Origin of the sequence: Brevibacillus sp. FIR094 (assembly GCF_050477165.1) — a bacterium.
GTDB lineage: Bacteria > Bacillota > Bacilli > Brevibacillales > Brevibacillaceae > Brevibacillus.
On the sequence record NZ_JBEAES010000023.1, the window covers coordinates 19,743 to 44,016 of the forward strand.

Consider the following 24,274-nt stretch of genomic DNA (forward strand, 5'->3'; position numbering starts at 1 on the left):
ATTCACTTCACTTCGCAGGGTATTTTTAGCAACAGTATCGACGGGTATTGACGAAAACATACTCCTAACTCACAATCCGTGGACGCTCGAGCTTCTCCATCCCATGCACCGCTATGGCAGCCCACTGTGGTACAAAGCGGTCAATTCGCGCCACCAACACGGTCATGTCATCAACAATTTGTCCGGAATGCTGGCGAATGACTTTTTCCAATAGTAAATCAGCAACCTCCTGTGGATCATTCGTTTCCAGTTCGCTGATAATTCGCTTCATCCACGCTTGCCTATTCTCAATATGGCGCGGCGCCTCATAGATGCCATCAGACATCATGACGAGCAAATCACCTGGCTTGAGCATACGAGATACGACATCCACCTCGATTTCTTCCAAAATCCCTACCGGCAGGTTGTTGGCGGTGATCGTGATGACATCTTTATTTCTTTTGACAAAGCTCGGGGTGGAGCCGATTTTCACAAAACGCGTATGAGCTGTTTGCAAATCTATCAGAGCCAAGTCCACCGTCGCGAACATTTCCTCCTTCGATCGCAGGGCGAGCACGGAATTAACAGTTTTGATCGAAATTTTTTCGTCCATACCAGAACGTAGAAGCTGCTGGAGCATATCGAGGGCGGATTGACTCTCTATGGATGCCCGCTCGCCATTTCCCATTCCATCGCTGATCGCCAGCGCCATTTTTCCATTACCCAAATCCATCGTGCGGAAGCTGTCACCGGATAATAGCTTGCCGTCTTTGGCCGCACCTGCGACCCCGATATCGATCTCATACGTTTTGGCGGAAGCAAGGCACATCGTGCATGAACCGTCTTTTTGTGCTTCACAATGCCGCTCGCGAACCACAATGTTTTCTCCCAAAATCTCCGTGAGCATGGGAGCCACGATCTTCGCGCATTCATCGCGGCCATAGCAAGTCGGCTGACTGATTTCGATATCGACCTTCCCTTCTTCCAAGCTGTGTATTTCTACGCGGCGTACCGACAGGCCCAAGCCCTCCAATGCTTGTGAGACCTGTTTTTCCTGAAAGCTCAGCTCCATTCCCTCTCGTTGTATTTCCCGGGCAAAATCACTCATGACACGAGAGACCCCCGATAGCTGATCAGCTACGAGCATCCGGCTTTCTTTTACCTGCTTTTTTAGTTGGTCAAACGACTGCTGGCGATCGTATTCTTGCTCCATTACCGTCATGACCTTTTCGGTTTTGACACACTTTCGCTCCCAATCACGCGGCGGAGTAATGCCAGCCAAGGTACCGTTCTCATACACTTTTTCCATTAAAAAGCGCATTCCCTCATAGGTCGATTGCGTATCTTTTTCCCAGCATTGTTCTTTTTTCCAGCATTTCTGGCAGGTGAATTCAGATACGCGGCTGAGAAAGGCATCGGCCTGTTCTTCTATTTCTTCAGGATCGGCTGTCTGGGCAAAGCTATGGGAAAGTTGCGTAAACAAATCGGAGAATTGCTGGATTTTACCCGCTGTCACATCGCGAACTCTACGCATGTATTCTTGATGGGATTGTAGATTCTCGGGAGTCCCGGGGATAAATCGGGCTACTTTTTTCCAAAGAGCAGCAGGGGTCAGAATGAAGAGCACAATGGCCAGAGAGGTTTCAATCAAGGAGTAGTAGAGTGTCTCTTCTGCTCCACCGTAAATCGCAAGAATAGCAGTACCGATCAACAAGCCTGCGGATACGCCCACTTTACCGCCTTCCTTCAGCAAGCCTGCCAGAAGACCGGAAAAAGCGAGCAGATTGATTTGTAAAAGAGCACTCACATTAGCCAAACTGAGGATGAGACCTGTGACCACACCAACAGCCGCACCGATCGTGCCACCACCGACAAAAGCAAAGACGAGCAGCAAATAGCGTGTAAGTACATGCTCCATCGAAATGCCTTCGACCATCCAATCAACAGTACCCGTCATCAAGGAAGCCAGTAAAATGACTAACGAAACGATCTCTTCATTTTTGAGAGGTTCGTAAGGCTTCGCCAAATGAATGATCGATAAGGACTGGATGAAGATGAGCGTCAGTACAAAGCCTAGAATCGCTTCCACTGCTACCATCACGAGCTCGTAGGTCGTTACCTGATTGGTCAGAACCGCATACAACAGACGGCTGATGAAAATCGTCCCGACGACCAGCAAAGGCGTCCGTGAAAAGTCTTTCTTACGCATTTTATTCATCAGCTTGCAGGCAAACAAGGCAAGTATCACGCTCAAGGCGGTTTCCAGTCCAACAGGCACCGACTGGGTAAAAGCGCCAATAATAAGAGCCATCCCCGTGACAAGCAAACAATCTCGACGAATATAAAACATGACAATGAAATACGGTATAGCAAAGGGGGTTAGCTCTTCCACGATTAGAGCTCGTCCTAATAAGAAGCCCATAAGGATGGGGAGAATATTCCACTTCTCTATGAAATCTGCTACTTTTTCTCCCCACGTCTGGGCAGTGGTACCCATTCGATCGGACACTTGCCGCGTCCAAGCCTGTCCGGCTTGTGTTACGTTTTTGTTCGCAATCATTTCACTCCACCCCGTTCTTGGTCAATGTGTTTCTCCATTATACGGAGGGGGCATTGTAAAATTTGTCAAAAATCCAGCGGTTATTCACAGAATCGTGCGACAAAATCAGTAACGAAAACGGACAAAAAAAACCGACGTTATGGCGGATAACGTCGGCTGACAGGTGATTCGCGCTTTGCGAAACGGGCTTAGGATACTTTATTCGTCAAGACTTTGAAATGACCTTCCTATTTTTACAGTCAAAATGCGCTTTTCATAAAGAAAGAAAAGTCATAATTTTCCGAATCAAAGAGACCGATTGCGACCCTTTTTCTCTACGCTTTTCTTCAAGGAGGACTGCCTGTCTTCACTTTCTTTCAAAAAGCGGTTCAGCTTTTCTTCAAAACCTTCACTTCGTGCCCGCTGATAGCGGGGTGGCCGTTCCTTTTCCATCGTTTTTTTGATAGAGAGCCCGATTTTGCCCTCTCGGAGGCTGAGGACTTTTACCTTTACCGTGTCTCCTATTTTTAAAAACTGATGGATATCCCGGACATAGACGTCAGCAATTTCACTAATATGCACCAGTCCGGTCACATCGCCAGGCAGCTGTACAAACGCTCCGAATTTGGTGATACCCGTGACTTTCCCTTCCAGTATGCTCCCAACCTCGATCTCCATGATGTGGAATGCCTCCCTCTCGTTGAAGATCAGCTGTATACTCAATCCGGAATGATATAGATGCTTTCGCCCTGCTTGGTAAACAAAATTCGCTTACGGACCAGCTCTGCCAAGTACTCCTGATCGTTTAACCGGCTTGCTTCATAGTTCAGATCCTCTTGCTTTTGCTGCAAGATCGCTGATTCTTGCTTCAGGGCTTCCAGCTCTGTCTCCTTCTTGGACAACTCGCCACTTTGCAAAAACAAGGTATAGCTAGTCCAGACGAAAAAACACAGGATCACAAAGAAAAAGAGACGCATTCTCCTTCTTTGCCCTTTTCGGTTAATGGAAGAGGTTCTTGCTTCCTTCATCAGTACGCCACCTCGAATCTACTCCCGCTTTCTCTTTGAGTGAAACCAATTCTTCCAATTGGTCCAAATTCCTGTTGTTTTTCCGTACATTTTTTTCCACAAATGTTGACTCCATCCGGCAAAAGGAGAGGTGACAAAACGCGTCACTTTCCACAAAAAGCCGAGGATCGCGAGCAACACGGAATACAAAAATGTCAGCACCATGATGATCACTCGGAAAAGAAAGAGCACAGGACGTACGAGCAGGATGTCAATAATTTTTACGACCGTACGGTAAAACCACTGACAGAATTTTATCACGCGGTGCAAGAAAAGGATATACTTCTTACTACCCATTAAGAAGTACAGCCACGCGCCAAATATCATTCCAAAAAATATCGGAAACCGAATAATCCCGTCGTTCACTTTCACCAAAATCAAGAAGACAGCACCCATACTGCCCACCCAAAAAAGGATGTCAAAGAAAAAGACCAACCAGAGTGGCAGTCTGGCCTTGCCCTTAAATACATGGTACGTATCGAATCCCATCCCCATCAGTGCACCACACGTCGACATGGCTAATACCGTCTGCAACTGGATGACGATGTTCACTTGAATAACTTGCCGAAGAATCCTCTCGACCGATCGCCGGCCTGCCCTTGCTCCAGATAGGCCATCTCGTGAACGAGCCCCTCGATCGCTACTTCTCCGGTTTCCAGACTCAGATTTTTCATATGCAGGTTTTGGCCTCGTATGGTTAAAAAGCCGCCGTCCGTCTCCAAGAGGAATTCTTCGCTGTCAAAGCTTTCGACGTTTTTTACTCCCGATATCGCTAAGCTGCGACGATTAATCATCACGACTTCATGACGTGGCCGTCTCGTGTGATCGTTCATGATTACTCCCTCCTCACGTACCCTTCTTGTACTATCGTATGGGGAGGGATGTCCTCTTAGAACAAAAATGGTCAATACCGTTTTTGTTGACCTGCAAGCGGTCGCATTACCTCTAATGAAAAAGAAAACCCCGTATAAATACGGGGTTTTCGTCTAATTGTCCTTACTTGTAAACGGTGTAGTTCCCGTTCACATAGATGATTTTGTAACCGGTACGCTCCGTGATGGTTTTAAGAGGCAGGGTAGGAACGTTGTTTTTCAGCTGAACAGCTGCAGGCAGCGTTACATTTTGGCCATTGATGGTCGCTACGTTTGAACCGACCTTGAATTGCATAACCGTATTGCCGCTCACGACTTTGGCAGTCGTTTTGGTGTAGCTGATCGAAAACCCGAGGGCATCACGGAAAAATGTAGTTGGCATCAGCGTGTTGCCATTTACGGTATACGGTGCCACTGCGAGTCCGGTTGTTTTACCAGCCTTCGTAAAGGAAGCAACGTTCTGCTTGAAGCTCACACCATTCAGCGTCACGATGGTCGCCGGACGAGAGAAGAGCAAGCCTCTCTCCTCAGAATTGTAGACGCCAATGCTGTACACACCTGGCGTAGCAGGATTCACAATGCCAGCTGTCTCGGCGATATTGACCTGAGCTGCTGTTTTTGCCGGAATATCCTGGGCAGGAATAATAATCAGATTTTGTCCGCGCACACCAACAAAGCTAGCGGCCACACCGTTCACCGTTACTGTGTTCGCTGGTAGGTAGGCTGGGACACGGAAGCCAACTGGAAGTACGACTTCAATGAAGCCCTGATTGCGAACAATCGGAGCACCCATCGCCTTGATGCCAATCGAAATACCAGCAGGAGTAGAGGCAGTCGCTCTCGTCAGCCCAACCGTTGCCAATGTGTTATCCACCGCGACTGGTGGAGTCACTCCAGTAACTTGAAACTCCTTCGACTTATAGGTCTTGTTGTCGATTTTAGCCGTCACGGTATATGTTCCCGCTGTTCTCGGAGTGGTCAAGTAGCCTTCGAATGCAAACTTGATGGTCGCGCGATTCGTGCTAGTGAATCCGTAAGGCGTGCGGAAATAAACCTTATTCCCCAACACACTTACATTCGTCACTTGAGCGTTATTGACGGTGACGCTATTGCTGGTAAGAACTGGTGGAACGGTTACTCCACTTGGGAATTCAACTTCGATTTCTGCGTTCGACCCCAGCTTGGTGGAAAGATCCACATCAAACGTATAGCTCGTACGCGCTCCCGCTGAACTGTCCGACAAAGAAACGGTGAATGGCGTATTGCTTGTGTTTGTAATCTCTACATCTTTTGACTTGTATTCCTTGCTGTCATATTCCACTTCATACGAATAGTACTTGTCTGGCTTGGATGGGTTTACAATCCCTGCGGAAGAGGTAAACTCCAGCTTTATGTAGCTATCTCCGTCTGCACCACTCGGAATCTCAATTCGAATCGAGTCGTTATCGAGAATCGAGACGTAATCCGGTTTGTACCCGTTAACCTTCACATCAGATTTGCTGATGCTCTTTGGCAGCATGTCCTTGGAGGGGAAATTCACATAAATGTATTTGCCCTCTTTCAGCTTGCTTTTCGAGGAAAGATTAAATTTCCCGAGCGTTAAGGAGATGGTGTCCTCGGCATTTTTACTGCTATGGGAAGCCTCGAAGTCACCCTTGCTGCTACTGCTGCTACTAGACGAAGATTTGCCGATCGTAATCTTGTCGCCCTTGTAGCTGGTCTCTGCACTTGTTTTTACTTCGATTTCGTAACTACCCTTGTCTTCCGGGTTGGTGATATTATCAATCGTCAGTATTAGTACAGTACCTTTTTTGATCTTTTCATCGATTTCGACCTCAACCACATTTTTGCTTACGTATACGTTGTCGATTGAAATCTTGTTTTTATCGTCATCTTTTAGCGTGACATCCGATGTTTTCAATTTTTTATCCACCGAATATTCGGATGGGAACCTAACGAAAATACTGTCACCCGATGATAAATCCTTGTTGATTTCAAACTCAATCGTATATTCTGTTTCCTCATCGGCACCTGTATCGTCTGCAGAAACATCCTCAATAGAGAGAGCATAAGCCGCTTTTGGCTCGAGCATCAGTGGACTTGCCAATACCGCGGTGGCCAGCAGCACCGAGATCCCTTTGTTTACGCTTTTGTTCATCGGTAACGCCTCCTTCTCTATAATTCCCTACTATGATAGGTAATGTTCGGCAGGAAAGGGTTACAGACTGGTAACGAATGATTTTACCCCACGCAAAAGAAGCTGCCCGATGACACAGGCAGCTTCTTCTTTTTGTACTATCTACTGGTTCGACAGGCTCTTCAGGATGGCATCGCCTTTCTCACCAATTTTCACGATAGCGTATTTGGCATTTCGCTCGACTTCAAGTCCGGTTCCTTCTGGGACAAAATAGCTTTCTATGCCGTATTCCACCCGATTGCCACCGACTGTGTTTCCATTAATCATCACATCCGATGGCTGCGGATCGTAGGCACGATTCCAATGACCATCGATCTCATAAAAGCCACTGTAGCTGTACAAGCCATTTGCTTGTTGGCGGAGTATGACTCGAATCTTATCCCCTGAGTCAACCTGTTCCTGGTCTAGTGTAGATATGGTGTAGCCAAGTCTGACGTAATCACCTTGCAGTAACGAACGCGGATCGATTGGGACCAGCTCCAGCTTCACCGTTTTTCCGTTGGCCAGGATCGTCTCACTGCTCCATACTTGATAGCCAATCAATACAAATTGCAGCAAAATGACAGGAAGCAAAACAAGTACCTTTCTCACAAAAAGGGAAGGCTCGCTTCTCGGCCACTCAATTTTCGACCTTCGATCCCACCACAGGGTCGCGATGAAAAACACCAGGCTGAGCAAAAATAGGCTCAGTGACTTGTGCAGCAAGCTCCATAGCATGTCGTAGTATTTCATGAGGAGAAAGGCAAACCAGAAACCGAGTACAATTCCGAATCTCACCTTATTTTGCTGATGCAATGTCCGGTACAACAAATACGTGCTGACTGCGAAAAAAGCCAGATTCACTATCACATTCATGGAGCCGGATTGAAACCCTTCCTCGGTCAGGATCAAAAGCGAAAGTAAGGCGTACACCAACGAGCTGTTTTGCAAACGACTGGCAATTGCTTTACGTAATGCATCGCCAACTGCGTAGCAAATATAATCAAGAGTACAGATTCAAAGGAAGGCAGGTACTCATCCAACTTCGTAGCCAGAACGACTAAAAAGGTCAGCTGTGTCAAAAGCCGCGCCGGAATGGCTGGGACAGCTTTCCACACGTATAGCAGTACCAGCAGAAAGACGATCCAATACGCTCCTTCTAAAAATAAAACAGAACCGACACCCAACATATACCCCATTGTGAGCAGCGTATATCGTACCGTTGCATTCATCCTGCTCATAAACACCACAGGGCCAATAAAGCCAATTAATGAGAGGAAAAACAGAAAATCAATGACCACTTCGTCTTGAATGATCAGAAAAAGCAGACCCGCTATCGAAATGGTTCCAATGGATGCGGCGATGGTCGTGACGAGAACCGTGAATGCCTCTTGAAAAAACACAACCCATTTGCTTTTTTGATACGCTGATTCCTTGCGCAGCCAATTAATCCCTGCAACTGCTCCCCAAATAATGAGTACGGTCAGCAGCAGCATCAAAACAAAGAAGCCTTCTGAATAATACCTCACCATGTAAGATATGAATTTAACGAGCACAAACAGCGAAAGCAGCGAGGCTGTCACAATCAAAAGCCCGCGACTCGGCACCCATTTTAAAAACGTGACAAACAGGATGCCGCCCGTCAGGACATATAAAAGCTCAGGAAACGGACCGTATACATCCGCGAAAGATGACCAGAAAAGACTGACGGAAAAGGTCAGAAAAGATAAGTAGTAGATCGGTTTAGAATGTAATCTTCCTGTCGTCGTTAGCCAGAACAAGACCATATTTCCCAAAGCAATCAACCAAAAAATCATGAACCACCACTCGTCTTCACGCGCTACATGAATGACTGATGGATGGAGAAAGAAGTAAATTGCCAAATGAGCGAGGACATAGCTGATGACATAAAACGGCTGATAGCGCGTGAAAATCGCGAACAGCAAATTTGGAATGAGCCATACGACGAACAGCATATAGCTGTCCGCATGAGAATTGTATATTTGCCCCAACAAAGCCACGCTGATGCCAAAAGCCAAGCTTCCAGCCACCAGAAGCCAATTGCTTAAAAACGTATGTCGTTTGATGGAACGCAGTCCATAGGATAACAAATAAAAAAGAACGAGGATTGCCACACTGACGCCGATCTTTTGCTCCCTGACCATGAGCGGCCAGTTCGAGGCAAAAAAGTACAGGATAGATGATAACAGAAGCGAAATGGACAAAAAGTAGCCCGTTCGAACTCCGTTTTGTTGCATACAGCACACATCCCTTCGGAAATGCCTTCAGGTACTCTCATTATATCCTTTTGTTGGAAAAAAAGCCTAAAAAAAGACTGCCATCTCGGCAGTCTCTTTTCGTTGTACATTACCCTTTGAGGTAGGCGTCTTCTTCTTTTTCATCACGCGGAACGGGAACTTCGCCAATGACGCTATACAGCGAAGCTGCTTCTTCCTTGCGCGGATTTTCCTTGATGTCCTCTACTTTTACCGACACGATTTTTTGTCCGAAACGGATCGCCAGCTTGTCGCCGATTTTCACGTTACTGGACGCCTTTGCAGGGCGATCGTTGATTTCCACACGCTGTTTGTCGCACACTTCTTTTGCGAGCGTGCGCCGCTTGATCAGTCGAGACACTTTCAAATATTTATCGAGTCTCATGCTTGGCTTCCTCCCACCATTTGTCCATCTCTTGCAGGTCTGTCTGTTCGAAGGTACGACCCGCCTCTTGCAGCTTGCCTTCAATATAGGAAAAGCGTTTCTTGAACTTGTTGTTGGTCAACGCGAGGCCTTCCTCCGGATCGAGCCCCAGGAAGCGCGCCAGATTGACTACCGCAAATAGCAGATCACCCAGCTCACCAGCACGTTCTTCTTCCGATGCTTCTTGCAGCTCGCGGTACTCTTCTTCTACCTTTTTGTACACATCTGTAATATCGTCCCAGTCAAAGCCGACTTGGGCTGCTTTTTTCTGCAACTTGTACGCATACATCAGTGCTGGCAAGTCACGCGGTATTCCCGCCAATTGTGATTGAACCGTTACATCGATGCCTTTTGCTGCCTTTTCCTGTGCCTTGATCTCCTGCCAATTCGCCAACGCTTCCTCGGAATCATTCGCACTCTTTTCCCCGAATACGTGCGGGTGGCGGCGAACTAGCTTTTCATTCAACGTGGCGACAACATCATCTACCGAAAAATATCCGTCTTCGGCTGCCATCTGCGAATGCAGCATGATTTGCATCAACAAATCACCCAGCTCCTCACACATCGCATCTGGATCATCGTCGTCGATCGTCTCCAAAACCTCGTACGTCTCTTCAATCAAGTTTTTGCGGATGCTTTGATGTGTTTGCTCGCGATCCCACGGGCATCCATCCGGACTGCGCAGGATTGAAACGATCTCCTTCAAGTAGGAGAATTGGCGATACGATACCTTCTCATCCTTCGTCGGCGGTACATACACCAGAGACAAATTCCCGAAATGATCGAGTCTGTCCAGTTCATACAACGGCACTGTCTCGATGATTTCTTGCCCCGCTACCCCTACAGCAGTCGCTACCGTCACCTCGTAATCGTCCGGCAGCACTTCCATCAAGGTCAGCTTCACATCAGAAGCCACAAAGGCATCGTACACTTGCGCGATAATCGTATGCAGACCCGGAGATACTTGATGAGCAGCGAGCGCCGTCCCATCCAGCAAAGAGAATCCCTCGATCGGGTCGATATGTAAGCGGGCGAACAACGGATCAATAAAGCTCTGTCCACCGCCAATTTCGATCTCTACTCCACGTTTTGGCCCCTCTGCCAATAACAGCTGCACTGTACGTTCTGCAACCAAAGGATGACCAGGCACGGCATAGACAAGATTGCCCGCTTCGTTTACCCGCGCAAAAAGCCGCTCTACAATTTCGGTATACACATCGGAAAACGTATCGTGCTGCTCATATACAGCATCAAAGGACTCAATGGCGATGCCTTCTGCGATTAACTCGGCTACGACCGGATGCTCTTTTGTGCGCAAATACAGCTGTTTAGCAGCTTTGAGCGTACGATAGATGCCATAAGGGAGCTGGTCCAAATCTCCGGCACCTAGACCGACTACGGTAATGGTCTTATTCTTCATTTCCACTCGTCACGCCTCCTTTTCGTTTATCTCGCTTTCTCCGCTGGGAGGAGCTTATATTTCGTTAACAGCGAAGCAATTCGCTTTCCTTTTGGCAAAAATTGAATATCACTTCTCGTGAGTCCACCCGTTTTCAATAGCGCCAGCAAATAGACCAATGCTCCCGAACCGACAGCAATCAATCCGACCAGCGTATAGAACAAGCGATTTGAAAGTCCGGCACTGCCGAGCACCGTAGTAGCAAGCCACTCGACCAGCAACACAACAATCGACATCACCACGACGGAGATGAATGGCTTTTTCACCGTTTGGCGGAATCCGATTTGTGCCCCCGTGTATTTGCTTACTGCAAGAACGTTCAGTCCCATGGCGACCAAATAAGCTAAAACAGTGGACACTGCCGCACCAGAAATACCCCAGAACGGAACGAGCGCCAGATTGAGGATGAGCTTCACCAATACACCAATAAACAGGTTGCGGGCAGGTCGCATTACACGTCCCAAGCCTTGCAAAATCCCCGCGCTGGCAATACTTACCGTGGCGAAAATAATCGTGAAGGACTGTACAGCGAGGGCCTCGGTACCGTTGCTGTCTCCGTAGAGCATGACGTTGATCGGCTCCGCCAACAGAGCAAGTCCAAATGAGGCAGGCAATCCTAACAGGAAGGTCAGTCGAATCGCGACTTCAGAACGATGAGAGATCAATTGATGCTGGCGCTGGGCAACAGCTTCACTGATCGCAGGCACTAATGCCAGAGACAAGGACGTGGCGAAAAACGTACCAAACTGAATGAGTGGCTGACCGCGGTCAAATGCACCCTTCAAAAGCTTAGCCAGGTCCTCTGGGGTCCCGCTCCATTGCAGCATATTGACGACGGTCAACGAGTCTACAAGCGGAACAAGCGGCAAAACCAGTGCGCCCATACAAATCGGAACGGCATAGGTCAAGAGATGACGCAATATCTGGCGATTGGTCCACGAATTCGCGGTTGATTGCTGCACTTGATTGATGGTCGTTAGCCCCATCTGCTTGTCTTTTCTCCAATACCAAAGCAAGACGAGAATAGCAGCAACGGCACCTGGAAAAGCAGCAAAAACGGCACCTGTACCAGCCATGTACGGGTCCTGATACATGTTCATCGCCCAGATTGCAGCGACCAGGATGAAAATCACGCGAATGAACTGCTCAGCGACCTGTGAGACGCCAGTCGGCATCATATTTTGATGCCCCTGAAAATAGCCGCGCAAGATCGCAACCATCGGCACCAACGGCAGTGACCAAGCTACCGCTCGGAGCGGGGTAATCAAATGCTCATCACCCATCATACGGGCAATCATAGGTGCCCCTCCATATAACAGTAAGAAGAAAAAGATCCCGAAAACGACCAGCGATATACTGGCTACTCGAAACGCCCTGCGCGCCCCGATCGCATCTCCGACAGCGACGCGCTCTGAGACGATCTTGGAGATGGCGATGGGAAAACCCGCCGTCGCCAGAATCAACAACGTGGTGTACAGCGGGTATACTTGCATATATACGTACAAGCCGATATCTCCGGCAATGTTTTGGTATGGGATGCGGTATACAGCGCCTAAAAGCTTGGAGACAAGACCGGCAATTCCAAGTATCGCCGCGCCCTTCACAAATTGAACGGAAGCCTTTTCTTGAGCCATGTGCGTGAAATTTCTCCTCTCCAACCTAAAACTTCGTTCATTATACCACAAGGCCATAGGCACAAGAAAAACAGCCCCGGGGTAAGAGGCTGTTTTTGCTGATCCTATCCTACTGCTCCATCTGCTTTGCCAGGAAACCGGCCGCTGTTTCCGACATTTTGATCTCCAAATCACTCATCTTGGTTGACTCGTTTTTGTTGAGGAGGATCACGGACCCGATTGGATCTCCTCCTGCAACAATCGGTGCGATGACGAACGAGCCCATCGTCTCGTTCAAATCACGACAAATTTCATAAGAGCCTGCGTTTTTCTCCAGTCGGGTCTTTCTTTCCTCCAAGCATTTCTCCACAATACTACCAATTGGTTTCTCCAAGTATTCCTTTTTGGAGGCACCCGCCACAGCAATGACAGTATCCCTGTCTGAAATCAGTACGGTATGATTCATGCTTTCATACAAAGAGTCCGCGTACTCTTTTGCAAAATCCCCCAATTCTCCAATTGGTGAATACTTTTTGAGAATGACTTCTCCGTCACGATCCACAAAAATCTCAAGCGGGTCGCCCTCACGAATGCGCAGTGTACGACGAATCTCCTTAGGAATCACGACCCTACCGAGGTCGTCAATTCGACGAACGATACCAGTTGCTTTCATGTCTTGTTGCCTCGCTTTCCCTGAGAAGTGGGTAGTGAATAGATGGTGGTTGGTTAGTTGTATTTTTTCCTCAAATTCTAATTTTAACTATGGGTGATGGTATCAATTTTTACCAGTTACCTCAATTACTCTCCCCCGGGTGGTAGCGAGTGATAATAGTATTTGCCCATGCTTGAAGAATATGCGAGAAAACGAAAAAACAGGGAAACGAATTCCCTGTTTTTCTTCTGACTTCTTATTTCTTCGCCGGAGCGTCGTTTTTGGACGTCGGGATGTTGAATTTCGTAATGAGCTTGTCCAGCTCGTTCTTAGCGAAAGCATCGTACGCTTTCTCCAAAGAACTCGCGCGGAGTTGTTCTTTCATCTCATCAAAGGTCTTTTCTTTGCGATTCTCGACCTTAATAATATGGTAACCAAAATCAGTTTTTACTGGCGGGCCAACTTCACCGACTTTTTGCGTCAGAGATGCTTCTTTAAATTCTGGTACCCATTGCGTTACATCCGCATTTTCGTACAAGCCGCCAGACTGCTTGCTGCCTGGGTCATCTGTGAACTCTGTTGCCAGCTTCGCGAAGTCTTCACCCTTTTTCAGGCGCGCTACCAAGTCGTTGGAAATTTTCAACGCCTCTTCTGGTTTGCGCTTTTCGGTAGAAATCAGGATGTGGCGAACAGAAGCAACGGTACGGGAAGCTTTGTCCATTTGATCATAGGTTTGCTTCAGCGTAGCATCGTCGATATTCTTTTTCATCACATTGATGGACTGGTTGATCAAGTCCATCTGATTTACGATCATGTCCTTCGTTACGCCTTGGCCTTCCATGAGCTTGGTGAACTGAGCTTCATCCTTGCCCAAAAAGCCCATGTACTGCGTTTTGATTTTGTCGAAAGTTTTCTCAGCGAGTTCTTTGGACTCTTTTTTCATGGCATCGTCAGAACGGCTAGCCAAAACCTTGGTAGCTGTATACTCACGCGCAAATGCTTTCAATGCGTTGCTATCTGCCATTTCAATCATGGTACCTTGTTGTGGGTTCATGAAGTTAATGACACGCAGGAACTCTTCGAACTCATTTCCTGTTACAGTTCCTCCTTGATATTCCACTATGACCGCTTTCTGGTCTGCTGCGTAAGGCAGAGTGAGTTTAGGGAATTGTACCAAAGGATCATTAGCAGCTTGATTGCCGCCATCTGTCTGATTCGCTGGAGTTTTTGAATCTTGTTTCGCTTCTTCTGCTTTTCCGCCGCAACCAGTCATGAGTGCAACGACCAGAACAGCCGAAGATAGAATCGCTACAGAACGTTTCATAAATAAGGTTCTCCCTTCCCGGGCAAGCCCATTTTGTCAGTTAAGACACAGGGCTCTCCGTACCGGTGTCTCTTCGCACCTGGTGAAATTGACGCAGCAGCTTTTCAACCAACTGGACGCCCTCATCTTCTTTTAACCCCTTTACTTTAACAGCAATCGTGATCTGTTGTCCACCCGACAGCCCAACCCTCTTGCTCCAGTTACTGGTAAGTGCGAACAAGGCTCCACCATCGATATTGTTGTTCTGACTAGGGTGCAGGAACATTTTAATCTCGTCCGGATTCTTTTGGCTAATTTCGGTGATGTGGTGCTTCAACGCATACACACGCAAACGGGAAATGGTCAACAGATTATCAACCGGCTTCGGAACTGGTCCAAAACGGTCTAGCAGCTCCTCTGACAAATCGTCGACGTCTTCCAATGTAGACACCGCGACAAACTTTTTGTACATCTCGATTTTTTGTCGGCTATCCGTAATGTACATCGACGGAATATAGGCATCCAGTTGCAGATTGATCTCCACAGGTGTGACAATTTCGTGTTTAACTTCGCCCTTCAGCTCATCAATGGCCTCTTTCAGCATCTGGCTGTACAAGTCGAATCCGACCGTATTAATAAAACCGTGCTGCTCCGCGCCCAGCAAATTACCCGCTCCACGAATGGACAAGTCTCGCATCGCGATCTTGAAACCAGAGCCGAGCTCGGTAAATTCCTTGATGGCTTGCAGACGTTTTTCCGCTACCTCTGTCAGCACCTTGTCCCGTTGATACGTAAAGTAAGCGTACGCAATTCGATTGGAACGACCTACACGTCCACGTAGCTGATACAGCTGGGACAAGCCCATTTTATCTGCATTGTAAATAATCAGCGTATTGACGTTCGGGATGTCCACCCCGGTCTCAATGATCGTCGTGCTGACCAGCACGTCAAAATTCCCTTCCAAAAAGTCGAGAATGACGCCTTCCAGCTCGCTTTCGTTCATCTGCCCATGCGCCACAGCGATGCGCGCGTCAGGAACGAGCATAGAAATCTGCTCCGCCATCTGTTCGATTCCTTGTACTTGGTTGTAGAGGAAGAACACTTGCCCATCACGAGCCATCTCACGCTCAATCGCTTCACGAACGAGAGCAGGGCTGTAATCCATCACATACGTCTGCACCGGAAAACGATTTTCTGGCGGCGTTTCGATAACAGACAGATCACGCACACCGAGCATCGACATGTGCAAGGTACGTGGAATCGGTGTAGCGGTCAGTGTCATGACGTCCACATTCGTTTTGATCTGCTTCAGCTTTTCCTTGTGGCTCACACCGAAGCGCTGCTCCTCGTCTACGATTAACAGACCGAGCTCGCGGAATGTCAGGTCTTTGGAAAGCAGACGGTGCGTACCGATGACGACATCGACTGTCCCTTCCTTCAGTCCTTTTAGCGTGGCATTCTGCTCTTTGCGCGAACGGAATCGACTCAATACCTCCACGCGGATCGGATATTCCGCAAAACGCTCTCGGAACGTCTCGTAATGCTGTTGAGCCAGAATCGTAGTTGGAACCAAAACGGCTACCTGTTTTCCGTCCATGACAGACTTGAAGGCAGCACGAATCGCAACCTCTGTCTTCCCGTAACCCACATCCCCACAAACAAGGCGATCCATCGGTCGTTTGCGCTCCATGTCCGCTTTCACTTCAGAAATCGCGCGGAGCTGGTCTTGTGTTTCCTGATACGGGAACATCGCCTCAAATTCACGCTGCTCTGTTGTGTCAGGAGAGAATGTATGACCGACAGCCGCTTCGCGGGCTGCGTACAGCTTGATCAAGTCTTCGGCGATATCCTTTACGGACGACTGGACTTTGTTTTTGACGCGTTTCCACTCGCTGCCGCCCAAGCTGTAAATCTTCGGCTGTGCCTCTTCGCTCGCCACGTATTTTTGCACATGGTCGATTTGATCAATCGGAACAAACAGACTGTCTCCTGCCGCGTATTGAATATGAAGGTAATCTTTATGAATTCCGAGAATTTCCTTGGTTTCAATTCCGAGGTATTTTCCAATCCCGTGATTGACGTGGACGACAAAATCACCGGGCTTGAGCTCAAGGTAGTTTTTGATACGCTCAGCGTTGTTCATCGTCTGTTGAACTTTGCGTGCCTTGCGCTGTTTTGCTGTAAAAACTTCGCCTTCCGTAATAACGACGAGCTTGTTTAAAGGCAGCTCAAAGCCAGTCTGGAGATTTCCTAAAATGATCGTAGGACGTCCTGGAGGCACCGTTTCCACTGCATCTGCTAAAACATCCGCTTCCATTTCGTAGTCATGCAGGACACGCTCCAGTCGCTTCGCACGCTCCAAATCAGCTGCGACAAAGACGATCTGGTCCTGGGACTTCTTCCAACGGGCCAGCTCTGTTTTCAGTACGTTCATCTGTCCATGGAAATTTTGCATAGTGCGGCAAGTCAGATTCACGATGTTTTGCGGCTGGGTCTTCGGTGATTGTCTCAAAAATAGGGAGAGGTAAACGATCTGGCGCTTTTTCGTCGACACGATCTCGTCGTACGTACGCGACAGGCTGAGATTGGACATATATTCGCCCTGAATGATGCGTCCTGTCAGCCATTCCCCTTCTTCTTTTTGCAATTGCGCTGCCGTATCCAACACACGGGAAGGCTCATCAACAATCAGCAAGGTATCGGAAGGCATATAGGACAGTAATGTATCACCCGTCGGGTAAATGACAGAGATGTACGAATACAGCTGTGCAAAACGCTGTCCTTGCTTCATTCTCTCTGCATCAGAGCCGATTCGCTCCATGACTTTTTCCTTGGCAGCCCCATCCTTCAAATTGGCGATGGTTTCTCCCAGCTTTTGTTCTAAGCGAACAGCCGATTCCTGCAGTAACGGAGTCGAAGCGATCATTTCTTTTGCCGGACCGAGAATATAAGTCTGAACGGATTCCAGTGACCGTTGGGAGAGCATGTCAAACGTACGGATCGAGTCGATCTCCACATCAAAAAGCTCAATCCGCACCGGCCACTCCGAATCGATCGGATACAAGTCGATAATTCCACCGCGAATGCTCATTTCTCCCTTGCGCTCGACCATATCCACTCGCTCATAGCCAAGCTCAATACATCGGAGTAAAAAGGACTCGACATCAAGCTCATCACCGACAGATAACTGAACTTGTGCTTCCTTCCATACTTGCGGGGGAACAACCAAGCGACGCAAGCCAGCAAAAGGTGCAACCAAAAAACCCGTAAAGCCTTGGGCCAGACGGTTGAATACATGAATTCGCTGCGCCAGCATTTCAGGACTGGCAATGGCAAGCTCAGAGCCAATCAGCTCATTACCTGGGTAAAGCAACACCTGATCAGAGGGAACCAACTCGATCAAATCTTCGTATACTTTTTGTGCTTGGTACATGTTATGCGTCACTACGCAGACCGGACGATCTGACATTTGTTGCAATGACGCCATCAATACTTGCCGGGCGGAACCAGCTAAGCCAGAGACAAGCTGCTCATGTAGCCCCTTCTCCAAACCAGCCACGATTGTTCCGACATTCGTGTCCTGTTTCATCGGGTTAATGATGACTTGCATTCACTAATCCCCTCTCTAATTCTTCTGTCAACTAAAATCAGAGCCTCGCTCACGTTCACAATAACCGCAGGTCAGCCATGCGAAAAGAAGCCTTAGCTCCCCAAGCTAAGGCCTTGTCAGTGCAAGCCTCCCTAATGCGTACCCACTTATTGAAGTGGGTTTCCGACTAGCGAAAGCTCTGGATGCTGAATCAGCGCTTCACGGCAATAATCGCACGTGATGCTGACGACCGTATCTCCACTTTGTTCTCTCGATATTATAAGAGCACGTTCCTCCGGGGTCAAGGAATCAAACCCGAGCTGCGCTTCTGTTACTTGCGATTCGTCAAATTCTGCAATCATCATGCCGCAGCAACGACATGTATAGCGTATGCTCATGCACATACCACCCCCATACTGTTCCTATCGGTTAGTATGGACGATTGGGTGGGAAATCATACTACTTCTTCAAGCTGTTGTAATGGTTCATGACCTTTAAAAACGATTCTCTTGTCCACATAGCGCATGCATCAGCAGCCACGCTCACCGCTTCTAGAATGTCGGCTCTTTCCGCCACTGGAAACGTATTCAAAACATAGTCGCTGACGCTCCGCCCTGGTTCAGGACGACTGATTCCTACCTTGATTCGTTTAAACTCCTGTGTGCCCAAATGTTGAATCATCGACTTGATGCCGTTGTGCCCACCAGCGCTGCCTTTTTCTCGCAGACGAAGATGTCCAGTCGGCAAATCAAGATCGTCGTAGATGACGACGAGATCGTCAGGAATCAACTTGTAGAACTTGAGGACTTCTGCTACCGATTCACCGGAGAGATTCATATATGTCTGTGGCTTCACCAGCAGTACCTTCTCGCCTTCGATTCGGCCTTCGCCCACGAGTGCACGAAACTTGTTTTGTGTAACAGGAATTCCCCATTTGTCGCTAATCTTATCTATGGCCATAAAGCCAGCATTATGTCTGGTTTCTTCATATTTTTTGCCGGGATTACCCAATCCGATTATGACTTTCACGCTTATTCCCTCCTACTCTCTCCCCATTGTACTCGAATGGTTACGTGAACAAAAGTAGAAGGGCAGAGATGAAATCACCTCGCCCTTCTTTTTTATGCCCTAATTTTATTCGTTAGCGGTTCCTGCTTTTTCGGCCACTGCCTCTGCTTCTTTCTCCGCATCAATCGATTCTTCGGACTTAACCTTAACCGGCAGGACGCTGATCAGCACTTCCGTGGAATCAAGCCCTAGCTCCACTCCAGGTGGGACAGTCAGATCGGCTACCAAAACGACATCCCCGATGTTGAACCCGTCGACATCGACTAGGAACGATTCTGGTATATTACCTGGCAAGCACGTCACTTCCACACTGTGGCGGACAAGAGTAGCCACACCCAACTCCGGATCTCCTGTCATGAGGACAGGTACGGATGTGTGTATTTTTTCATTCATATTGATCTTCTTAAAATCTGCATGCAAAATGTTTCCCTGCAAAGGATGACGTTGCAACTCATAAACCATAACATCGTGCGTGTCCCCGTCTACACTCAACCGAAATGGCTTATTCGTCGTCTGGTGACGCAGGGCCGCATCCAGCTCTCTTCCTTTGAGTTGAATTGGCTTATTGCCCACTTCGCTGCCGTACATAATACCGGGAACCCAGCCTTCCTTGCGCAGTACCTTTACAGCATTGCCTGTCTTTTTTTCACGAGACTGTGCCTGTAATTGTTCCACAAAAAAAACCTCCTTCGGACTGCTAGTAAAAGTTTCCTCACTAGCTTGTCCATCGGAGGTTTAGTTCAATCCCCAAACAGGGGATTGTATATTAATCGAACAACTTGCTTACGGAAAGCTCTTCGTGAACACGAATGATTGCTTCACCAATGATTGGCGCTACGGAAAGAACGGTAATCTTATCGATAATTTGTTCTTCTGTCAGCGGGATCGAGTTGGTTACAATCAGTTCCTTGATATTCGAGTTAGCAATACGCTCGATAGCAGGACCAGACAGAACTGGGTGCGTGCAGCATGCATATACTTCACGTGCGCCTGCTTCTACAAGTGCACTAGCAGCCAGTGTGATCGTTCCAGCGGTGTCGATAATATCGTCGATGATGATCGCTGTTTTGCCTTCGATGTTACCTACGATGTTCATTACTTCGGCTACGTTTGGTTCTGGGCGACGTTTGTCAATAATGGCAATAGGCGCTTCCAGACGTTCTGCCAATTTACGAGCACGAGTCACTCCACCGTGGTCTGGAGATACGACAACGATATCTTTCAGACCTTTTTCAGAGAAGTGTTTACCCAAGATAGGCACACCCAGCAAATGATCAACTGGAATATCGAAGAAACCTTGGATTTGTGTTGCGTGCAGATCCATCGTAATCACACGTTGTGCACCTGCAGTCTCGATCAGGTTAGCAACCAGCTTGGCTGTGATTGGATCACGTGCACGTGCTTTGCGATCTTGACGAGCGTAACCGTAGTAAGGAATTACCACGTTAATACTCTTAGCCGAAGCGCGCTTCAATGCATCGACCATGACCAAAAGCTCCATCAGATGCTCATTAACGGGAGCAGATGTTGGCTGAATGACAAATACGTCACAACCGCGAACACTTTCATTGAGTTTGAGTTGGCATTCGCCATCACTAAAGCGCACTACTTGTGCGTTTCCGAGTGGTACACCGATGTGTTCGGCGATTTCTTTTGCCAGTTCCGGGTTTGCGTTGCACGTAAATACCTTCAGTTTTGGGTCGCGGTAGTTAGCCATGATCTTCTCAAGAACCTCCCGTTTATGATTGCTTTTTGCCCTTGCGAGGCATTTTGTTCGCGTAATCGATTTTATTTACTTGACGCTCACGTGCGATCGCAAGCGCATTATCTGGCACATCTTGATTAATGGTCGATCCTGCAGCTACATAAGCATTTTGTCCAACTGTAACAGGCGCAACCAAATTGCTGTTGCATCCGATGAATGCTCCATCTTTTACTGTTGTTTTATGCTTCACTGCGCCATCGTAGTTGACGGTAATCGTTCCACAGCCAACATTGACTCCGTCTCCGATCTCCGCATCTCCTAAATAGCTGAGATGAGGAACCTTCGTACCGTCACCAATTTTCGCATTTTTCAATTCCACGAAATCACCGATTTTAGCATTGCTTCCAATCTGTGTTCCTGGTCGAACATAAGCAAATGGCCCAACAGATGAGTCGCTTTTCACACTCGAATCAACCATTACCGAGTAAGAAATGGTCACGCCACTCGCTACTTCTACATTCGTCAGATCCGCTTGGGGTCCGATTTCACAATCAGCTCCCACCGTTGTTTGTCCACGCAGGAAAGAACCTGGGTGAATCACGGTATCTGCCTCAATCTTCACATCCGTTTCGATGTACGTAGAAGCTGGATCGATGATTGTCACACCATTTCGCATGTGACCAGTCATAATACGTTTTTTCATGTAGGCTTCTGCTTCGGATAGCTGTACACGATCGTTCACACCCATCGTTTCCTCCGGGTCAACCGCTTCGTATCCAACTACCTTTTCACCTGCCTCACGCAAAATACCAACAACGTCTGTTACATAGTATTCGCCTTGTGCGTTGTCATTTTTCACTTCCGCCAAGGCTTTCCATAATTTTCGGTTGTCATAGCAGTATATGCCCGTATTAATTTCTCTGATCGCCCGTTCCGCTTCTGTAGCGTCTTTATGTTCCACGATTCGCAATACTTCGCCCGCCTCATTGCGCACGATACGCCCATAACCTGTTGCATCAGGTAATACGGCGGTTAATACAGTTGCAGCCGCTTGCTGCTCCTCGTGATAGGTCAGCAAGGCCGACAACGTAGTCGCTGACAAGAGGGGAACGTCGCCATATAAAAGAAACGTAGTTCCTTCTTTATCCTGTAAAAACGGCGCTGCCTGCGAAACGGCATGTGCCGTTCCCAACTGTTCTTCTTGCAGGGCATAAGTGATATCCTCGCCTAGCTTGGCGCGGACAGCGTCAGCACCATGACCTACGACGACAACGATATCCTGAACCTGCATGGACGCCATCGTATCGACTACATGCTGAACCATAGGCTTTCCGCACACAGGGTGCAGGACTTTGTACAGCTTCGATTTCATCCGTGTACCCTGACCAGCAGCCAGAACCACGGCATGGATCTTAGACATGTCAACCCTCCATCGTAGAAGTTCCACAATGACTATATCCTAATTCCTATGTGAATTTCAAGACAATCGATACAGGATTATCCTGATTCCTTGCATTGCCAGTAGTTAGACACAAGGCAGACAACATTTAATTTTCTGACAGAAATGTGATATATTGTTGGGCGGAAGGGGTTATTTTGAAGGAGGTAGGATTAGATGAGCGCAGAGGTATACTTGCTGACTGGGTATTTAGGAAGCGGCAAAACCACCCTTTTGCAAAAGTGGCTGACTCATTTGCGCATCACAGACCAGAAAGTAGTCGTCTTGATGAATGAAATGGGGGAGGAAGATATTGACGGGGAACAATTGCAAGGCTTTGGCTTTCCTGTCAAAAAAATGCTCGACGGCTGCATATGCTGCTCGATCAAGGGCGAGCTGACGGAGGGCTTGAAAGATATTATGAACGCCATTGCGCCAGACCGAATCCTCATCGAGACTACTGGCGTAGCCGATCCACTTGATGTCATCGATACGATTACCCATCCAGAGCTGTATGATCAACTGGAGTTAAAAGGGACCATTAGCGTTGTCGACGCCTCTCGCTTTCTGGACCTCAACTCACGATTCTCCTCGACTGCCACTCTGGTCAAAACGATTCGAAACCAAGTGCGTTACGCAGACCTGCTTCTTTTGAACAAAACCGATTTGACCAGTCCTGATGTCATAGAGCGAGTTAAACAAAAGCTCAGTGAAATCAATCCGACTGCACCCATACACGCTACTGTTCAGGCAGAAATAGAAGTCTCCCGGCTTTTGTCTGTCAAACGCACCGTTCATGAGCGATCGCTCGATAACGAGACAAACCGCCCCATTGCCGTACAGAAAAGCATCGGCCGTATGTCCACGATGGACAGGCTCAAGCAATCCCTTGGCCTGAAAACAAGTCAACCCTCTCTCTACAATAGTATCGAAACGTTTTCCTATGTATTCACCGGACCAGTAGACGCGAAAAAATTCGAGGACTTCCTATACGATCTCCCCAAAAACGTCTATCGGGCAAAAGGCTACGTCCAGTTCCACGGAAAGACCGAGCTGATCTCGTTTCAACATACCGATAATCAGGTGCTCCTGTTCCCTTTTGAAAATTTCGGACCAAAAATGGTGGCTGTTTTCATCGGGGAAGGCATGAACCGAGAAATTATTTTGAACGACCTAAAAAAATGTTATGGTTAACGGACGCCGAAGCACCCTGCCGCATGTGACAGGGTGCTTTGAGTATAAGGACTTTTAAGCACCAGCTTCGATAGTGCTTTCTTCCTCTTGACCTACGCGGTCATATTCTGTGAGAACTGCTGCCTGGATTTTTTCACGGGTAGTCGAAGAAATCGGATGTGCAATATCACGGAATTCTCCGTCTGGCGTGCGCTTGCTCGGCATAGCTACAAACATACCATTGTTTCCGTCAATGACACGGATATCATGAACCACAAACTCATGGTCAATTGTAATGGATGCAATCGCTTTCATCCTACCATCCGTATTCACTCGGCGAAGTCTTACGTCTGTTACTTCCATCTAGTTCACTCCCTTTATCTATGTAACGCGTTTAGGATTATTTCCACCCGCTGGGTAAATATTCCTGCTTACCATTATGCAATATTTGAAAAAATATATAAATATGTTTATATGTAATTTTTTGGTAATTTTTCTACAATCACACAAAAAAATAGCCTAACGCGCGTGGCATCAGGCTATTTTCCAATTTTCACTATTCGATATAAGCTACAATTTCGATCTCGACTTTTACGTCGCGCGGCAGACGTGCCACTTCCACAGTGGAACGAGCTGGCTTGTGATCGCCGAAATAATGGCCGTACACTTCATTCAGTTGGCCAAAATCATTCATGTCCTTGATGAATACAGTCGCCTTCACAACGTTCGTCAGGTTGCCACCGGCTTCTGCCAGTACCGCTTGAATGTTGGAAAAAACCTGATGGGTTTGCTCCACGACGTCACCTTCTACCAAAGTGCCGTCTGCACGCAGCGGAATTTGACCCGATGCAAAAAGAAATGGACCTACCTTCGCAGCTTGGCTGTAAGGACCAATAGCGGCAGGAGCCTTGTCAGTTGAAACAAAAGAGATTGCCATACCT

General features: G+C 47.8%; 22 protein-coding genes. 1 reads left to right on the top strand and 21 read right to left on the bottom strand.

Annotation, left to right across the window (positions count from 1 at the left end):
• Nucleotides 1-64: 64 nt before the first annotated feature.
• The 19 genes from spoIIE to glmU form a co-directional block, all read right to left on the bottom strand.
• Nucleotides 65-2,539: a stage II sporulation protein E gene (spoIIE, locus tag ACQ5DJ_RS19755; protein ID WP_429843952.1), complete on the bottom strand. Its 2,475-nt coding sequence runs from the start codon at nucleotides 2,537-2,539 to the stop codon at nucleotides 65-67.
• 285 nt (nucleotides 2,540-2,824) lie between these two features.
• Nucleotides 2,825-3,196, bottom strand: coding sequence for a S1 RNA-binding domain-containing protein (locus ACQ5DJ_RS19760; RefSeq protein WP_429843953.1), 372 nt, complete (start codon nucleotides 3,194-3,196; stop codon nucleotides 2,825-2,827).
• A gap of 41 nt (nucleotides 3,197-3,237) precedes the next feature.
• Entirely contained in the window at nucleotides 3,238-3,546 is a 309-nt protein-coding gene (locus tag ACQ5DJ_RS19765; RefSeq protein WP_429843954.1) for an FtsB family cell division protein, read from the bottom strand.
• 18 nt (nucleotides 3,547-3,564) lie between these two features.
• On the bottom strand, nucleotides 3,565-4,137 hold the full coding sequence (gene yabQ / locus ACQ5DJ_RS19770; protein WP_429843955.1) for a spore cortex biosynthesis protein YabQ: 573 nt from the start codon (nucleotides 4,135-4,137) through the stop codon (nucleotides 3,565-3,567).
• Complete coding sequence (gene yabP, locus ACQ5DJ_RS19775; RefSeq protein ID WP_007726414.1) at nucleotides 4,134-4,418, bottom strand: sporulation protein YabP; 285 nt, start codon at nucleotides 4,416-4,418, stop codon at nucleotides 4,134-4,136. The genes yabQ and yabP overlap by 4 nt, the downstream gene beginning before the upstream one ends.
• A 163-nt stretch (nucleotides 4,419-4,581) precedes the next feature.
• Complete coding sequence (locus tag ACQ5DJ_RS19780; RefSeq protein WP_429843956.1) at nucleotides 4,582-6,615, bottom strand: copper amine oxidase N-terminal domain-containing protein; 2,034 nt, start codon at nucleotides 6,613-6,615, stop codon at nucleotides 4,582-4,584.
• Between the two features lie 141 nt (nucleotides 6,616-6,756).
• Nucleotides 6,757-7,509 (bottom strand): GDYXXLXY domain-containing protein, encoded by a 753-nt coding sequence (locus ACQ5DJ_RS19785; RefSeq protein ID WP_429843957.1) that lies wholly within the window; start codon nucleotides 7,507-7,509, stop codon nucleotides 6,757-6,759.
• A gap of 32 nt (nucleotides 7,510-7,541) precedes the next feature.
• Complete coding sequence (locus tag ACQ5DJ_RS19790; RefSeq protein ID WP_429843958.1) at nucleotides 7,542-8,891, bottom strand: DUF2157 domain-containing protein; 1,350 nt, start codon at nucleotides 8,889-8,891, stop codon at nucleotides 7,542-7,544.
• Between the two features lie 109 nt (nucleotides 8,892-9,000).
• Nucleotides 9,001-9,294, bottom strand: coding sequence for an RNA-binding S4 domain-containing protein (locus ACQ5DJ_RS19795; protein WP_007726420.1), 294 nt, complete (start codon nucleotides 9,292-9,294; stop codon nucleotides 9,001-9,003).
• On the bottom strand, nucleotides 9,281-10,753 hold the full coding sequence (gene mazG / locus ACQ5DJ_RS19800) for a nucleoside triphosphate pyrophosphohydrolase (RefSeq protein ID WP_429844006.1): 1,473 nt from the start codon (nucleotides 10,751-10,753) through the stop codon (nucleotides 9,281-9,283). The genes ACQ5DJ_RS19795 and mazG overlap by 14 nt, the downstream gene beginning before the upstream one ends.
• 26 nt (nucleotides 10,754-10,779) lie before the next feature.
• Nucleotides 10,780-12,426 (bottom strand): putative polysaccharide biosynthesis protein, encoded by a 1,647-nt coding sequence (locus ACQ5DJ_RS19805; RefSeq protein ID WP_429843959.1) that lies wholly within the window; start codon nucleotides 12,424-12,426, stop codon nucleotides 10,780-10,782.
• 109 nt (nucleotides 12,427-12,535) lie between these two features.
• Complete coding sequence (spoVT, locus tag ACQ5DJ_RS19810; protein WP_012683876.1) at nucleotides 12,536-13,078, bottom strand: stage V sporulation protein T; 543 nt, start codon at nucleotides 13,076-13,078, stop codon at nucleotides 12,536-12,538.
• Nucleotides 13,079-13,313: 235 nt separating this feature from the next.
• Nucleotides 13,314-14,381 carry a peptidylprolyl isomerase gene (locus ACQ5DJ_RS19815; RefSeq protein ID WP_429843960.1) on the bottom strand — a complete coding sequence of 356 codons (1,068 nt, stop codon included), beginning with the start codon at nucleotides 14,379-14,381 and terminating at the stop codon, nucleotides 13,314-13,316.
• Between the two features lie 40 nt (nucleotides 14,382-14,421).
• Nucleotides 14,422-17,970 (bottom strand): transcription-repair coupling factor, encoded by a 3,549-nt coding sequence (mfd, locus tag ACQ5DJ_RS19820; protein ID WP_429843961.1) that lies wholly within the window; start codon nucleotides 17,968-17,970, stop codon nucleotides 14,422-14,424.
• Between the two features lie 146 nt (nucleotides 17,971-18,116).
• Entirely contained in the window at nucleotides 18,117-18,347 is a 231-nt protein-coding gene (locus ACQ5DJ_RS19825; RefSeq protein ID WP_429843962.1) for an anti-sigma-F factor Fin, read from the bottom strand.
• Between the two features lie 61 nt (nucleotides 18,348-18,408).
• Entirely contained in the window at nucleotides 18,409-18,978 is a 570-nt protein-coding gene (gene pth / locus ACQ5DJ_RS19830; RefSeq protein ID WP_429843963.1) for an aminoacyl-tRNA hydrolase, read from the bottom strand.
• Between the two features lie 105 nt (nucleotides 18,979-19,083).
• Nucleotides 19,084-19,692, bottom strand: a complete 609-nt coding sequence (locus ACQ5DJ_RS19835) for a 50S ribosomal protein L25 (protein ID WP_429843964.1) — start codon at nucleotides 19,690-19,692, stop codon at nucleotides 19,084-19,086.
• Nucleotides 19,693-19,783: 91 nt separating this feature from the next.
• Complete coding sequence (locus ACQ5DJ_RS19840; RefSeq protein WP_144618307.1) at nucleotides 19,784-20,734, bottom strand: ribose-phosphate diphosphokinase; 951 nt, start codon at nucleotides 20,732-20,734, stop codon at nucleotides 19,784-19,786.
• Nucleotides 20,735-20,756: 22 nt separating this feature from the next.
• Nucleotides 20,757-22,142, bottom strand: coding sequence for a bifunctional UDP-N-acetylglucosamine diphosphorylase/glucosamine-1-phosphate N-acetyltransferase GlmU (glmU, locus tag ACQ5DJ_RS19845; RefSeq protein WP_429843965.1), 1,386 nt, complete (start codon nucleotides 22,140-22,142; stop codon nucleotides 20,757-20,759).
• Between the two features lie 195 nt (nucleotides 22,143-22,337).
• Between glmU and ACQ5DJ_RS19850 the strand changes: the two genes are divergently transcribed.
• Nucleotides 22,338-23,354 carry a CobW family GTP-binding protein gene (locus ACQ5DJ_RS19850; RefSeq protein ID WP_429843966.1) on the top strand — a complete coding sequence of 339 codons (1,017 nt, stop codon included), beginning with the start codon at nucleotides 22,338-22,340 and terminating at the stop codon, nucleotides 23,352-23,354.
• A gap of 54 nt (nucleotides 23,355-23,408) precedes the next feature.
• Here ACQ5DJ_RS19850 and spoVG read toward each other — a convergent pair whose 3' ends face one another.
• Nucleotides 23,409-23,696, bottom strand: coding sequence for a septation regulator SpoVG (spoVG, locus tag ACQ5DJ_RS19855; protein ID WP_007719936.1), 288 nt, complete (start codon nucleotides 23,694-23,696; stop codon nucleotides 23,409-23,411).
• A 193-nt stretch (nucleotides 23,697-23,889) separates the two neighbouring features.
• Nucleotides 23,890-24,270 (bottom strand): RidA family protein, encoded by a 381-nt coding sequence (locus ACQ5DJ_RS19860; protein WP_017246939.1) that lies wholly within the window; start codon nucleotides 24,268-24,270, stop codon nucleotides 23,890-23,892.
• Between the last annotated feature and the right edge of the window lie 4 nt (nucleotides 24,271-24,274).

Excerpts from the sequence above, each read along its gene's own strand:
- ACQ5DJ_RS19815 (WP_429843960.1), bottom strand. The coding sequence starts at position 14,381 with ATGAAACGTTCTGTAGCGATTCTATCTTCGGCTGTTCTGGTCGTTGCA.
- ACQ5DJ_RS19840 (WP_144618307.1), bottom strand. The coding sequence starts at position 20,734 with ATGGCTAACTACCGCGACCCAAAACTGAAGGTATTTACGTGCAACGCA.
- spoVG (WP_007719936.1), bottom strand. The coding sequence starts at position 23,696 with ATGGAAGTAACAGACGTAAGACTTCGCCGAGTGAATACGGATGGTAGG.
- mfd (WP_429843961.1), bottom strand. The coding sequence starts at position 17,970 with ATGCAAGTCATCATTAACCCGATGAAACAGGACACGAATGTCGGAACA.
- ACQ5DJ_RS19825 (WP_429843962.1), bottom strand. The coding sequence starts at position 18,347 with ATGAGCATACGCTATACATGTCGTTGCTGCGGCATGATGATTGCAGAA.
- glmU (WP_429843965.1), bottom strand. The coding sequence starts at position 22,142 with ATGTCTAAGATCCATGCCGTGGTTCTGGCTGCTGGTCAGGGTACACGG.
- ACQ5DJ_RS19850 (WP_429843966.1), top strand. The coding sequence starts at position 22,338 with ATGAGCGCAGAGGTATACTTGCTGACTGGGTATTTAGGAAGCGGCAAA.
- ACQ5DJ_RS19785 (WP_429843957.1), bottom strand. The coding sequence starts at position 7,509 with ATGAATGTGATAGTGAATCTGGCTTTTTTCGCAGTCAGCACGTATTTG.
- ACQ5DJ_RS19860 (WP_017246939.1), bottom strand. The coding sequence starts at position 24,270 with ATGGCAATCTCTTTTGTTTCAACTGACAAGGCTCCTGCCGCTATTGGT.
- ACQ5DJ_RS19795 (WP_007726420.1), bottom strand. The coding sequence starts at position 9,294 with ATGAGACTCGATAAATATTTGAAAGTGTCTCGACTGATCAAGCGGCGC.
- spoIIE (WP_429843952.1), bottom strand. The coding sequence starts at position 2,539 with ATGATTGCGAACAAAAACGTAACACAAGCCGGACAGGCTTGGACGCGG.
- ACQ5DJ_RS19780 (WP_429843956.1), bottom strand. The coding sequence starts at position 6,615 with ATGAACAAAAGCGTAAACAAAGGGATCTCGGTGCTGCTGGCCACCGCG.
- ACQ5DJ_RS19790 (WP_429843958.1), bottom strand. The coding sequence starts at position 8,891 with ATGCAACAAAACGGAGTTCGAACGGGCTACTTTTTGTCCATTTCGCTT.
- ACQ5DJ_RS19765 (WP_429843954.1), bottom strand. The coding sequence starts at position 3,546 with ATGAAGGAAGCAAGAACCTCTTCCATTAACCGAAAAGGGCAAAGAAGG.
- ACQ5DJ_RS19805 (WP_429843959.1), bottom strand. The coding sequence starts at position 12,426 with ATGGCTCAAGAAAAGGCTTCCGTTCAATTTGTGAAGGGCGCGGCGATA.
- mazG (WP_429844006.1), bottom strand. The coding sequence starts at position 10,753 with ATGAAGAATAAGACCATTACCGTAGTCGGTCTAGGTGCCGGAGATTTG.
- ACQ5DJ_RS19760 (WP_429843953.1), bottom strand. The coding sequence starts at position 3,196 with ATGGAGATCGAGGTTGGGAGCATACTGGAAGGGAAAGTCACGGGTATC.
- yabP (WP_007726414.1), bottom strand. The coding sequence starts at position 4,418 with ATGAACGATCACACGAGACGGCCACGTCATGAAGTCGTGATGATTAAT.
- spoVT (WP_012683876.1), bottom strand. The coding sequence starts at position 13,078 with ATGAAAGCAACTGGTATCGTTCGTCGAATTGACGACCTCGGTAGGGTC.